The 13,119-nt window shown below is 42.8% G+C and carries 10 protein-coding genes and 1 tRNA gene; 2 read left to right on the top strand and 9 right to left on the bottom strand.

What is annotated here, in order from left to right:
* Positions 1-102: 102 nt before the first annotated feature.
* From NUV69_03985 to greA, 5 genes are all read right to left on the bottom strand, one after another.
* Positions 103-693, bottom strand: coding sequence for an HD domain-containing protein (locus NUV69_03985; GenBank protein ID MCR4324816.1), 591 nt, complete (start codon positions 691-693; stop codon positions 103-105).
* Between the two features lie 57 nt (positions 694-750).
* Positions 751-2,196, bottom strand: a complete 1,446-nt coding sequence (gene lysS, locus NUV69_03980; protein MCR4324815.1) for a lysine--tRNA ligase — start codon at positions 2,194-2,196, stop codon at positions 751-753.
* A gap of 44 nt (positions 2,197-2,240) precedes the next feature.
* Positions 2,241-3,635: a hypothetical protein gene (locus NUV69_03975; protein ID MCR4324814.1), complete on the bottom strand. Its 1,395-nt coding sequence runs from the start codon at positions 3,633-3,635 to the stop codon at positions 2,241-2,243.
* 44 nt (positions 3,636-3,679) lie between these two features.
* On the bottom strand, positions 3,680-5,044 hold the full coding sequence (locus NUV69_03970; protein MCR4324813.1) for a hypothetical protein: 1,365 nt from the start codon (positions 5,042-5,044) through the stop codon (positions 3,680-3,682).
* Positions 5,045-5,154: 110 nt separating this feature from the next.
* Positions 5,155-5,616, bottom strand: a complete 462-nt coding sequence (gene greA, locus NUV69_03965; protein ID MCR4324812.1) for a transcription elongation factor GreA — start codon at positions 5,614-5,616, stop codon at positions 5,155-5,157.
* A 116-nt stretch (positions 5,617-5,732) separates the two neighbouring features.
* Here greA and NUV69_03960 point away from each other — a divergent pair.
* Positions 5,733-5,805 (top strand) — tRNA-Glu (locus tag NUV69_03960).
* Positions 5,806-5,825: 20 nt separating this feature from the next.
* Positions 5,826-6,530: a DUF5667 domain-containing protein gene (locus tag NUV69_03955; GenBank protein ID MCR4324811.1), complete on the top strand. Its 705-nt coding sequence runs from the start codon at positions 5,826-5,828 to the stop codon at positions 6,528-6,530.
* A gap of 28 nt (positions 6,531-6,558) precedes the next feature.
* On the opposite strand, the gene NUV69_03950 is transcribed toward NUV69_03955, so the two are convergent.
* The 4 genes from NUV69_03950 to NUV69_03935 form a co-directional block, all read right to left on the bottom strand.
* Positions 6,559-8,565: a sodium-translocating pyrophosphatase gene (locus tag NUV69_03950; GenBank protein MCR4324810.1), complete on the bottom strand. Its 2,007-nt coding sequence runs from the start codon at positions 8,563-8,565 to the stop codon at positions 6,559-6,561.
* Positions 8,566-8,742: 177 nt separating this feature from the next.
* Positions 8,743-11,163 (bottom strand): endopeptidase La, encoded by a 2,421-nt coding sequence (lon, locus tag NUV69_03945; GenBank protein ID MCR4324809.1) that lies wholly within the window; start codon positions 11,161-11,163, stop codon positions 8,743-8,745.
* A gap of 118 nt (positions 11,164-11,281) precedes the next feature.
* A complete protein-coding gene (gene lgt / locus NUV69_03940; protein MCR4324808.1) occupies positions 11,282-12,196 on the bottom strand; it encodes a prolipoprotein diacylglyceryl transferase in 915 nt (304 codons plus the stop codon).
* A complete protein-coding gene (locus NUV69_03935) occupies positions 12,193-12,819 on the bottom strand; it encodes a DUF1461 domain-containing protein (GenBank protein MCR4324807.1) in 627 nt (208 codons plus the stop codon). Before NUV69_03935 ends, lgt begins: the two co-directional genes overlap by 4 nt.
* Positions 12,820-13,119: the final 300 nt, after the last annotated feature.

The raw sequence follows: 13,119 nt of genomic DNA, 5'->3' as shown, positions 1-13,119 counted from the left end.
CTGTAAGGCGAGGACCGCAAGCTTTTGCTTATTCGAGCGAAGTCGACCCTTCGATTCCACTCAGGGTCGACACTGAGTTTACCGAATGTGTCGAGAACTTCATTATTTTTTTTGCCAGGAACGTTCTGGCTCTACTTCGTCTTTTAGAATCATTCCAACCGCGGTCTTATGCCAAGGCACTTTGGTTATATGGTAGACCTCTTTGAAATATTTTAAAGCACTTGCTGCTCCGGGTACACCTTTAGCTTGCGCGAGAGCGTCCAAGTTATCGGCGACTTTGCAAAGCCTTGCTTCCAAAGTTTTTCGCTCCATGTATTCTTCGACAAGAGATATCATTTCGCGATTTTCCGGCAAGTCAGCGACCAACCATTTAAGTCCTTCTTCTTCTATCGGCGCGAAGGCGCCTTTGGCCATGCCTTTAACGAAAGTGCCGACATCTCCGACGATGGTTTCTGCCATGTCGTGGAAGAGGGCCATTTTGACGGCTTTATCAACGTCGATCTTCTCGCCCGCTTTTTTCATTTCGGTCGCCAAAACGTAGACTAAAACCGCGCAAGTCCATGAATGAGCAGCGACAGAATCTGCTTCGTTTCTTTTAAATCCAAGAGCGATAAATCCCTGGCGAGGGAGTTCTTTTGCCCACTGAATTGTTAGGAAAAACTTAAGAATTTGTTTGAGAGTTTCTTTTTTCATCTTTCTACTCTATTACTCTAGAGTATTAGAGTGGTGTTTGTTATCTTTTTCCAATCTTCACGATTTTTGCGGACGGATAGTTGGAAAAAAGACAGTTTCTCTAATTGGTTTATTAACTAAAACAGCAAATAAACGTTGAGAAAGGCCAAATCCTGCTGCTGGTGGCATTCCGTATTCGAGCGCTTCGACAAAATCTTCATCATACATCTGTGCTTCTTTATCGCCTTCTTTTCTAAGTTTTTGCTGCTCACTAAACCTTTCTTCTTGGTCGACAGGATCATTTAATTCTGAAAAGCCATTGCCTATTTCTGTTCCTGCTGCTAGTATTTGCAGTCTTTCGGTAACGTTTGGGTTTTTCTCACTTCTTTTAGCAAGAGGTGATACGGCGACAGGGTGATTGATAAGAAATGTTGGACTGATAATTTTTGGGCGGATTGTTTTTTTATAGATAAGATCTATTACCCTTCCCAAGCCTAAATTTTTTTGAGGTTTTGCTCCAACCTTTTGGGCTATTTCATAAAGATCTTCTATCTTCGGATTTTTGTTTAGATCAATTCCGGTTTCTTGCTTAAAGGAATCAGAGTAATCTGCTCTCGACCATTTTTTAGACCAGTCAAGTTCGTGTCCCTGAATATTTGATTTAGTACCGCCAAGTGTTTTTTGGATAATGAATTTATAATAATCTTCCAGAAATTCCATCAACTTTTCGTAATCAGCATAGGCCCAATAAAATTCCATTTGGAGGTAGTCTTGAAGATGCTCCGCGTCTATGCCTTCGTTTCTGAAAATTTTGCCAACTTCGAATGTTTTTTCAAAACCTCCTACAAGAAGTCTTTTTTGATAAAGCTCAAGAGAAATTCTTAAAAAATAATCAGTGTCTTGAGCATTGTGATGGGTAATAAATGGGGTCGCGTCTGCACCTCCTGGAATAATTTCTAATGCAGGAGTTTCTACTTCCAAAAAATCATTTTGAACAAGATATTCTCGAACAGCACCCCAAAAATTTGCTTTTTTAATGAAAAGGTTTCTAACCTCTTTGTTTGTAATAAGATCCAAATATCTTTTTCTCAACCTTGTTTCAATGTCTTTCAGTCCGTAAAAGTTGGAAGGGATTGGGCGAATAGATTTTGTGAGTATTGTTAAGTTTTCCGCAAAGATCGTGACTTCGCCGGCTTTTGTTTTTTTGACTTTGCCTGAAACCTCGATGAAGTCGCCAATGTCGAGAAGTTCTAACAACTGACTGTTGAGATCGGACAGATCACTTTTGGAAAAGAAAAGTTGGATTTTGCCTGATTCGTCTACAAGGTCCATAAAGCTCGATCCGCCATGACCGCGCATTGCCATAATGCGGCCTGCAGTGGTAACCTTTTTGCCAACAGACCCAAGAGACTCCGCAATCGTTTGATCTTTATTGCTTTTGGCGGGGTAGGGATTGACGCCTAACTTTTTGATTTTTTCGAGTTTTTCGAGACGTGCTTTTTTTAGCTTTTCCAGTGACTCCATCGTGCTATTGAGTATACGAGAAGAGGCTGAATTATTCAACGAAGTTAAGCTGCGCGTATCGGGGCAAGACTCCGTACATTATCGAGTTTACCGTCAGCTTGTTGCCATCTTCTTGCCATACCTTTATCTCCGCGCGCAATCAACTGCTCAAGAGCAACCGCTTGTTCTCTTAAAACTTCGAATATTTTCCTGGAATCGTCCCATCTGATCTGGCCGCTTGTGTCTATTGCTATTGCCTTGCGCTCGATGAGAGTGTTAAAAATAATCACACCACCCCGAAGATAATCAATCCGTTTTTTATTTTTATCAAATTCAATGAGATCCGTAACCGTTGTGGCAAAGTGCATTGCCAAGATTGCATTTTTTGTTTCTTCTGGAATGTCATCTCTTCGTCCTAGAATGGCAAGGCCTAACGACGTTGAATACATTTCATTCATCGTTGAATAAGTATTGCCGAGTCTTTCTTCGTCGCCAGGTCTTCTAATTAAAGAGTGGGATGGTTCGTGAGACGCAAGTAGAAGATTTCCGGCCATTACAAGATCTTCTTCGCTCCAGCCTCTCCTTGTTCCAGTAGGGATAATTTTTCGTAGAACAGGGATTTTGTTGAATCTGGCGTAATCCTCCAGAGAGTCTAAAAATAGCGTAATTTTTGACCCATATTTGCTTCTAAGTGCTATTTCTGATGGCTGGTTATTTGCGCTCCAGCCTCTCCTTGGTGAGTTAAAACCACTGATTGCTCTGGCTAATCCTCCGAACCAGCTTAATCTTTGGGCTCTTAGCCTCATATTTGTATTTACAAATAATCCTTCTGGTGCAAATTCGTCTTTCCAGATTACCAACTGTTTATTGGTGAAATCCTGAAGATCATTTGTGGTTTGCCTGTCAATTGTTCCAGTCCACGCTTGCGGAGCAAATTTCTTTCCGAACCGCTTGTCGTCATAGCGGTCGGAAAAAACACCCAGAAAATCGACTGGGGGCTCTTCCCGCATAGAGAGCCATGATTCTAAAGTTTTTTCTCTATATTCCTCTCCATACATTAGCTCGTTCATTACATTCCCTAAGTAATCCCTGAACTCCGAGTTTTGTGTGCTTATCCTGGCAGCATCTATCCACTTTGCGACCTCTTCGAGTTTGTCCCCAAATACGACATAATAAGGTAAGGCTATTAGCTTTCCATTCTCATTTTTTACTATTGTGTAAGGTGAAAAAATGGCAGGGTTTTCGACGGCCGCTTGCTTTATGTGTTCATTGGATACATTGGCCGGATAAAGTGCGTTTGGGTTGAATTGCTCTCTATAAAGCTCATCAATTTCGTCAACAGCTTTTTGCGTGGCTGCAAGTGTGGGTCTTTCCCTTTGTTCTTCGGTTAATTGCTCTCTCCATGCACCGTTATTGCCATCAATACTAAACCCTGGAACTATTCTCTCTCCGTTTGTCATACCAAAATGCAGATTTTACAATATTTTGGGTTAAATTGCGAGCGTTAGATGGGCTTGATCTTGGACAGTCGAGGGTTGAAGGATTTGAAGGCGTCGTAAGAGAGGTATTTATTAAGAAATTCTTGTGCTTCCCAATATGTGCCTTCTTCTAGGAACCTTACGAAAATGGTAGATAGATTTTCTATTTCGAAGAACATTTTTGCAAAATTTGGCCACGAAATGCCGTCCTTTTCTTGAAGCGCGCCTTCCCTCATTAAGAAATTAAAGGTTAAGGCGTCTCCTCTTAAGTAGTCTTCTCTGGTGTTTGTTGTTTTGGCAATCACCCACTCCGAGAAAATCCTGCAAATTTGAATTACCATTACTCCTTCTAGTTCTTTTTGGTCCACCACTCCTTTAAGGACTAAGTGTTTTCCGTGCTGGATGCCGGAAACGACGCAATTCGCCTCATCAAATACGAGGAATAATTCTTTTAACCTTTCTCGTGAACCCTCATACCTGTGAAGCTGCCTTGCAACGCTCGTCAGGAGTGTGTAATAGTAGCTGCCGATCCTTAGAACTTCTTTTGAATATCTTTCTTTAAATTCTTTTTCAAAAATTGCTTCAAAAATTGGAAGTAGAAGTTTTTCGAATTTGTAATCCATACTAGTAAGGTATCCCAATATTCTTGAGCCGTATCTTTCTGTAGTTTCGGAATCCGCTGGGAGGTGTTGTTCAGAAAAAAGAGCTCTACCTAAAAATCCGGCGAAGATGATTACTTGTTCTGCTTGCATGTCGACTATTGAAGGTGGTGTCACACGGTGCATTTTCGGTCCTATGTTGGTGTAAAGCGTATCTCTAACAAGCTTTGCTCTTTTCGTTTTAGCTTCATTGATTACGCCAACGTGAGCCTGGTATGTACGTTTGATGAAAAAGAGCTTGTCCAGATTTCTTTCGTACGGCCCCATGGTCATATCAAGGTTTGAGCCTTTTATTGCAAGCCAAGCTATGTCTATTTGTTGGTAAGCACCCGTAACAAGAGATGTTGATAGTACTTGAAGATAATTTTTGAAACTTTTGTTTTCCGCAATTTTTGAAGCTTCTTTAAGGATTTTGGCGATTGGTTCGAGTAATTTCGCGTACTTTTCGTGGTAGTCTACGGCTATTAGATTGCCAGTTTCGTCTTTTTCTACGATTGTGAAGGGCGAAAGAATCTTCGGGTCGACCTTAGCAGCTTCTTCTATTTCTTCTTTTGAAGCGTTTTCAGGATAAAAATTCGCTCCTTTATAACCGTTGTTTTCCTGAAGGAGGAAAATTTTATCGATCTTTTTTGCAGCCTCGACTAAAAGGGGTAAGACTTTTTTCTCGTTTTTGGTTAAGGGTTTTAGGTATTTATCCTCTACCTTAAATTCTTTTATTGATGTCTTTTTCATTTTATATCGTGAATTTTATTTTTCGAGCTTGCCCTTGAAAAACAAGCTCTCTTATTTTGAGCGTAAGCGAAAAACATAATTTTTATTTTAAGTGTTAACGAAAAACATAATTACTTGATTTCAAGAATTTTATACTTAGCGCGGACAATTGGGGTGGTAACTTCTACAACCTCGCCTACTTTAGCTCCAAGAAGCGCCGCGCCCACAGGAGATTCGTTGGATATTTTCCGCTCAGAAGGGTTGGCTTCTGTAGTTCCTACAATTGTAAACTCGTCTTTTTCGCCATCTACTTCGACGACTATTGTCGAGCCAATGACAACAAAATCCGCCTTCTGGCTTACTTGAATTATTTGATGCTTTGCTAGGATTTCTTCTAAGCGGGTGATTCTATTTTCTAGGAGCGTTTGTTCTTCTTTCGCTGCGTCGTATTCAGAATTTTCAGCTAAATCTCCAAATTCTCTTGCCCGTTGAATCCTTTCGGTAACAGCGGGTCTCTTCTCTTTGACCAGCACCTCGTACTCTTCTTTTAGGTTGGCGAGTCCTTCTTTTGTTAAGATAAATTTCTTGGCCATCGATTGCATAAAGCGACCAGGACGTAATTCTACATGTTTGCGAACCTAAATATCAAGTTAAGGGTTAGTACTCTCCGATTTTTTGATCTATGATACAATTGGGCCGGATTTGTATGGGCTCCATCGTCTAGTGGCCCAGGACGCATGGTTCTCATCCATGTAACGCGGGTTCGATTCCCGCTGGAGCCACCGTTTGGATTTCTGGATTTATGATTAAAACAGTTTCTGCCTGCCTGCTAGCGTTATTTATTTTTTTTATTGGAACTCCAACGAGCTTTGCCCGCACAGAGTATAACTTTCGCGGAGAGTCTCAGGGTCAAGCTAATGGGGCCATCGAAAAGATAGTCCCAATAAGATTTTTGCCTTCTCACCCATTCTATTTTTCGATCAGGATAAAAGAGGTAATAAGCAGATTTTTTCAACCTTCAGCTGCTAAAAAGACAGAATTTGACCTACAGTTATCTGGCAAAAGGATAAAAGAGGCGTATTTGGAAATGGAGAACGGGAATTTGCAGCAAGCAAGCAAATCTCTTTCCGATTACACAAAGCGGCTTGATAAGATGGGCAATGAATTTGAAAAGGCGAGATCGCAAAATCAATCTGTCGCATCGCTTTCTGATAAGGCGGCAGACGATCTAAGGTTACATGAGACACTGCTTGATGGAATTCATCAGAAATTTATGACAATGGATGATGGATTTGGTTTTGACGAGAATTTTGAAGCGGCACTTGCAGCCCATGTTAGGGTAATAATGATTATTGATAATGTGAAACCAGGAGTCAGGGATCGCTTTGTGACGCCGACTTTTTTTGAGACACAACAGGAACATAAAGTAGAACCATCGCCAACTCCAAATGATGCCGTGCTTTTTCAATCAACGCCAGGCGCGAAGCCAAAAAGGATTATTTATTAGAGTGATAAGTGATAAGTTGGGCTGAGAGTTAGACGAGGAACGGAATGAGTAGAAGTGCAACGATATTGATGATCTTAATCATTGGGTTTATCGCGGGACCGGCTGTATCCTTATAAGGGTCTCCTACCGTGTCCCCCGTGACTGCAGCTTTATGAGCTTCTGATCCTTTCCCACCGAAGTTTCCGGATTCTATGTACTTTTTAGCATTGTCCCAGGCCGCGCCACCGGTTGTCATCGAAAGAGCCACAAAAACGCCTGAGATTATTGATCCGATCAAAAGTCCTCCTAAGGCTTTTGTTCCCAAGCCGAAACCAATTACAATCGGCGCAAGAACTGGAATCAGAGCTGGAACAATCATCAGTCTGAGAGCCTTTTTAGTAACGATGTCTACCGCTTTGTCATATTGAGGTTTGTCTTTGCCAGTTAAAATTCCCGGGAGTTCTTTAAACTGTCTTCTGACTTCACTAACTACGGCTGCGCCTGCTGTGCCGACCGCTTCCATCGCGTAAGAAGCAAATAGAAAAGGGAGGGATGCACCAATTAGGAGCCCAACCAGCACGTAAGGGTCGGAAAGAGAAAACTCGACAAAAACACCTCTTACGACTAACTCTTGGGTGTAGGAAGCAAAGAGTACGAGTGCCGCAAGAGCGGCAGACGCTATCGCGTAACCTTTGGTTACGGCTTTAGTTGTGTTACCGACAGCGTCTAAGGGATCGGTTACGTTTCTGACGTCTTTTGAGAGATTCGCCATTTCGGCGATTCCGCCAGCGTTATCAGTTATTGGGCCATAAGCGTCTATTGCAACAATTATTCCGGTTAAGGAAAGCATCGATGTTGCGGCAATCGCTACGCCGTAAAGCCCAGCCAATTGGAAGGAGGCAAGAATGGCAGCCGAGATTACTATAATAGGCCAAAACGTTGATCGGAGCGAAATTGCGAGACCGGCAATTATATTTGTCGCGTGCCCTGTTGTTGATGCTTCTGCTAAATGTTGAACGGGTTTGTATTTTGTTGCTGTGTAATATTCGGTAATAATCACAATTAAGGTGGTTACAAAAATTCCGATTAGTGACGTAATAAAAATGCTGCCTGGGTCGTATACTCCATTTCCATTCATCATGATTATCGTTGCGGGATAAAAACCAAGAGCACTTAACGCGCCCGCTACTATTAGGCCGACATAAAGAGCACCCATAATGCTTTTGTTTTTAGGAAGTTTTACAAATAGAGTCGCGATAATGGTTGCGATGATGCCGATTGCTCCAAGAACCATCGGGTAAAGGATTGCTCCGAGTGAATTTGGGAAAATGAGGGAGCCAAGAAGCATTGCCGCAATCAAGGTGATTGCGTACGTTTCGAAAAGATCTGCCGCCATTCCTGCGCAATCGCCAACGTTGTCACCGACATTGTCGGCAATAACTGCCGGGTTTCGCGGATCATCTTCTGGAATACCCGCTTCAGCTTTCCCGACCAAATCAGCACCAACATCTGCACCCTTGGTGTAAATTCCCCCACCTAACCTTGCGAAGATTGAAATTAAAGATCCTCCGAAGCCTAAACCTACAAGGCCTTGAAGGTCACCGGTTGCTCCAAAATAACCGGCGACAGAAAGCAGGGCGAGGCCAGCAACTAATAGGCCTGTAACCGAGCCGCCGGCAAAAGCAACGTAAAGAGCTTGAGCAAGACCTTTTTTGGCGGCTTGGGCTGTTCTGACGTTTGCTCTAACTGAAATGTTCATGCCAATAAAACCAGAAGCGCCGGAAGCGACTGCTCCTACTAAAAATCCGATCGCGGTCTGGAGTGTAAGGAAGTAGGCAATTACTGCAAACATAACTACTGCAACCCCCGCAATTACGGTGTATTGCCTTTGAAGATACGCGCTTGCGCCTTCCGCGATTGCGTCTGCAATTTCGCGCATTTTGTCAGAACCCGCGTCGAGGGAAATTATTTTAAAGGAGGTGATTAGTCCATACAAAATAGCTGCTGTTGCAGCAGCCAGTGAAAAAGGCAGTCCGAGCGCTGGATTAATATTCAAAAAGTCCACAGTAAGAATTCAAAGGCAGAGTTAAACTTGCGAAAATCATACAAACTTTTTTTGGAATTTGCAAATGTAGACAATTCGTTAGGCGTTTTTGCGGTAACGATGCTTGTTTCGTATAACGTATAACGTTACTGGCTTCGTAACCGTTACCGTAAATCGTTCTACGGAGTTTTAACTAGCGGAGGGAGATCCAGTTGAGAAATGGGCTTGGGGTTTTTCCTTTTTGCCTTCTTCGCTTCTTTTTTCTTTAGGAAGCGGTTTTGTGAGGGCAACTTTTAGAACCTCGTCCATGTGTTCCGCGAAAATGAACTGGAGATCACGTTTGACGTTTTTGGGCACATCTTCCAGATCTTTCGCGTTTTGTTTGGGCAGGATTACGGTTGTAAGACCAGCTCTATGGGCTGCGAGAACCTTTTCTTTGACGCCACCTATTTCAAGCACTCGGCCTCTTAAAGTTACTTCCCCTGTCATGCCTACCTCTCGACGAGTTGGAATCCTGGTTATTGCTGAAACGAGCGCGGTTGTTAGCGCGATACCCGCGGAAGGCCCTTCTTTTGGAACGGCGCCTTCGGGAACGTGAATATGGACGTCAACTTTACTTGCAAAGTTCTCAGCAAGGCCTAACATTTTGGATCTGGAGCGAACATACGAAAGTGCTGCTTGAGCAGACTCTTTCATGACGTCGCCAAGTTGGCCGGTTAGAATCAGCTGACCCTTGCCGCCTGGCATCAAAGTTACTTCGACAAAGAGAATTTCTCCGCCTGCTGAGGTTACAGACAGGCCTGTCGACATACCGACTTCGTCTTTTTCTTCGGCGATTGTCTTCGTAAATCTGTACGCCCCAAGGTAAGTTTGCAGTGATTTTGGAGAAATGTTGATTTTCTTCTGCTTGTTACTAGACGCAAATTTCTTGGCAACTTTTCGAAGAATTGAAGCGATTTCGCGCTCGAGCTGTCTTACCCCAGCTTCACGAGTGTATCTTGAAATAAGGTCTTTGAGGGTTGCGTCCGACATCGTTACTTTATCTTTAGTTAGACCATGTGCGTTTAGCTGCTTAGGGAATAAAAATTTTTTGGCGATGTAGGCCTTTTCTTCTTCTGTGTAGCCGGCAAAGCTAATAATTTCCAGTCTGTCACGAAGTGCCGGTGGGATGGTATCGAGGATGTTTGCGGTCGCGACAAACATGACGTCTGAAAGATCGTACGGGACCTCAAGGTAGTGATCGGAAAACGCGTTGTTCTGTTCCGGATCGAGCGCTTCAAGAAGGGCGGATGACGGGTCACCGCGGAAATCTGTTCCGATTTTGTCGATTTCATCGAGCATGAAGACCGGGTTTTTGGTGCCGGCGTTTCTGATTCCCTGGATAACTCTTCCGGGCATGGCTCCGACGTAAGTTCTTCTGTGACCACGAATTTCAGCTTCATCGTGAATTCCTCCAAGGGAAACTCTAATGAATTTTCTGCCCAAAGCTCGAGCTATCGATTTTCCAACGGATGTTTTTCCGACACCCGGAGGACCAACAAAACAAAGGATTGGGCCTTTGATTTTGCCGACGAGCTTTTGAACGGCAAGATATTCCAAAATTCTTTCCTTTACCTTAGGTAGACCATAGTGATCTTCGTCGAGAACTTTAGCGGCAGCGTCAACGTTTACACTCTTTTTATCTTTTGATTTCCAGGGAAGTTCGACTAACCATTCGAGGTATGTGCGGATATAGGAAGACTCCGGGTTGTAAGACGACATTTTGGCAAGACGAGTAAGTTCGCGCTCTGCCTTGACTCTGACTTCTTCCGACATGGCGGCTGCTCTTATCTTCTTTTTGAATTCGGCAATTTCGCGGCCGTCGTCGTCTTCACCGAGCTCTTTTTCTATAGATTTCATCTTTTCTCGAAGTATTGCTTCTTTAGTTACGCGCCCTACCCTCTCTTGAGTTTCGGTGTCAATTCGCGCGGAAATTTCCAGAATTCTGATTTCACGGGTCAAAAGCTCCGAAAGTCTTTCAAGCCTGGTTTTGGTGTCGACCATTTCGAGAATTTGTTGCTTGTCGACCGTTTTGAGATCGATTGAAGCCGCGATTATATTGACAAGCTGATTTGGGTCGTCGGTTGAGAAAATGTGGATTGAGGACTCGAGGGTTAGTGTTCCACCGAGTTCTCCGTATTTTTTAATCTTTGCAAGGATGTTTCTGAAAAGCGCTTCTATTTCTTCTGTTTTTTGAGAAAGTTCGGGAACTTCTTCGACGTGTACCGCAAGATATGGGTCTATTTGGACAAATTCCTTAAGATAGACACGGTTTAAGCCTTCGACGGCAAGGTTGTATTCGTTGTCTACCTTCCAGAGTCTTCTGATAAGACCAACTGTGCCGACCGAATAAATGTCGTTGGGAGCGGGGTTTTCAACTCTTGGGTTTTTTTGTGCAACAAAAACGGCGAGTCTTTCGCCTGCCCAGGAATTGTCGAGGCCGAGTTTGACTTTGGGCCTGCCGACTGTAATTGGAACCATAGAAGAAGGAAATACTACCGTGTCTCTGAGGGGGACAATTGGCAGTTCGCTTTTGAATTTGGGTTTTTGTTGGTCTATAAAAATCGCCACTTTGTGTTGTTTCTCCTGGCTTAATTATACCCTATCCATGATAGGAGCAATTAGCAGATAAGATACCATGAGTGCTAAGAGCTGTCAACCCCTCAATTTGTTCGGGGTTGACTCCGAATTATGCTGAGGAGTCAAGGGGTCTAATTCTTCTAAAGAAGGTGAAAATACCAATAAGGATTGTTACCGCGGCCAAAATTTGGGCGACTTTTATTTGCGAAATCGTCCAGGTGTCAATACGCACGAATTCCACCGTAAATCTGCCTATCGCGTAGAGGATCAGGTAAAGAGCAAACGTTTGGCCAGGCACTTTGAGATTAAGTCCGAGAGTCTTTTCTATTGTCATTCTCGACCGTTCGACTACGCTCACGGTCAGGAACGGTCTGAGTGAAATCGAAGACCAGATCGAGAATCTAGATCCTCGCGTTCGCGAGGATGACGGAAGAGAGTGCGAGGATGACGGTTTGGATAAATAAAGAAGAATAAAGAAAAAAAGCAGATCAAGCGCTGCTTCGTAGAAAAATGTCGGGTGAAAACGGCTGAACTCCATATATTGAATCGGGCGATTTGCAGGTTCAATATAAACTCCCCAGGGAAGAGTTGTCGGTGGACCAAAAGCTTCTTGGTTAATAAAATTTCCAAAGCGTCCAATTGATTGGGATAGCATCAGGGATGGCGCGATAAGATCCAGCAGGGAGAGAATTTTAACTTTCTTAATTTTGGCAATTAGCACAAAGCCTACTAGGATGCCGAAAAGTCCGCCCCAGATACCAAGTCCCCCGTTTGCAATTTTTAAAATTTCGGACGGGTTTTGACTGTAGTGGCTCCACAGGTCCAATACGTGATAAAGCCGAGCTCCGATAAGCCCAAGAATAAGAGGAGTAAGAAGCATGGGTTCGTCGAAAAGAGATTTCGGGATTTTGTAAAGATGAGCTCTGTTTTTAGCAAGGGCCCAACCGGCGAGTATCGAAAGCGCGATAACCAGGCCATACAAGTGTAGGGTCAGCGGACCAATTTCAAAAGATCTGGGAATCATTTTTTAATTTTAGTTTGCGCAATCGAAGAAAAGATAAGTATAGACGTTGACATTGCCAGAGTCTGGAGAACTATACGGTTTGCAAAATCCGCGAAAAATTGTTGAGGGAATAGTTGTATGAGGTTGGCGTTTTCAGGAAGAACCCAAAGGTCGTTATCAAAAGAAATGACGTGGAATTTTAAGAACAAAAAATCGAAGTCAATTTGAGAGATGATAAAAACTACGGCTAACGACACAATGGCCATGAGTGTTCCGGTCTTGAAAGAAAAGAATAAAAGACTTAAGCGCTTTTTGGCGATTAAAACTGCACATGAAATAATTAGGAGAGTTGATAATGCTAGCAAATAAACATTTACTGTTGATATCAAATTTTTAACATCTCTCATGTGCACAATTTCTCTTTCTGCGTAGAAGTCGGTATCTAAGCTTCCGTCGCAACAAAGATAGGTAATTAAGTCTTTAGATTGCTTATCGACAATTTCTCTACTTTCAAAATTTTCATACGTGCCGACTTTTGCAAATTCGCTCTTGTAAAAATCATGATCAAAAATCAATAGGCGTAAATTTAAAAGAATAAGAAAGGGCGTTAAGAAAATAATTATGATGTACGTAAAAATCTTCACTGTTTAATTTTAGCATTGCGCTTAGTTCTCAGTGTAACTTAGAAGAAGGTCTCATCCCTGAATTAGGGTGAGACCTTAATTACTTGGGTTTAAGGATCTCACCTTTCGAAGACTCAAGGACTCTCCAAGGATTAACCTTACTCGAACATTTTAATTGTTCGAGTATTTTTTTTGTTCTCGTGTTTAAGCTGTTCGAGTAACTTGATAACACGCTTGATATCTGGTATGTTCTTGATTCGACTTATAAAGGAAGTCTGCTGCCCGAATGCGGGCAGTTTTTCTACCTTTTGAGGGTCGAAA

Source organism: Candidatus Curtissbacteria bacterium, from assembly GCA_024654445.1.
Taxonomy (GTDB): Bacteria; Patescibacteriota; Microgenomatia; order Curtissbacterales; family GWA2-41-24; genus JANLHP01.
Note: the sequence above shows the minus strand (reverse complement) of the source record. Positions and strands in the feature narration are given on the sequence as shown.